Consider the following 530-nt stretch of genomic DNA (forward strand, 5'->3'; position numbering starts at 1 on the left):
AGATGCAATGATTTCTTCAAGATAAGGGGCTATACGCTCTATATCCCAAGAACTGGTCAAAAAGACTTTTGCCATTACCCTCTACCAAAAGGACGTAAATCCACATTAAATCCCGTAATATGGTTCCAATGAATGCCTTCAGGAATGCGCAATTTAAAGCGGTGATAACGATTGCGCGAACGACCGTGATAAGCGCCCGTGACATACGAACACACCCTTTCCTTATGCCATGTGATCGGTGTCTGATTATTGCGAAGCCGACGCTCTCCTATGCTTAAAAGACCTTGTGTCGTATCAACTTCGGCAAACATTTTCGTGATAAAGTTAAAACTTCCATCCGGCGCTCCCATCTCTTGCGAAACAACCGTTGCCTCCATCGGGGCTCCTGTAAACATAACAAGCCGATTGTTTTCATCAAAAGCACCAAGCATTGGAGCGCCACTTTGCCAACGGGGGCTGTCTAAAGAAGCCGGCAATGCCTCAAGATTGAGTGAAATCTCATCTAACTGTTCTAAAGTATAACCTGTTGT

1 pseudogene is annotated in these 530 nt (G+C 44.9%); it reads right to left on the reverse strand.

Annotated features, from left to right (window positions below):
* Nucleotides 1-74: 74 nt before the first annotated feature.
* Nucleotides 75-530, reverse strand: a pseudogene (locus ACFIKE_RS12225) (hypothetical protein); the annotation flags it as partial.

The sequence above is a fragment of the Bartonella sp. MU70NMGDW genome, from assembly GCF_042194085.1.
Lineage (GTDB): Bacteria > Pseudomonadota > Alphaproteobacteria > Rhizobiales > Rhizobiaceae > Bartonella > Bartonella grahamii.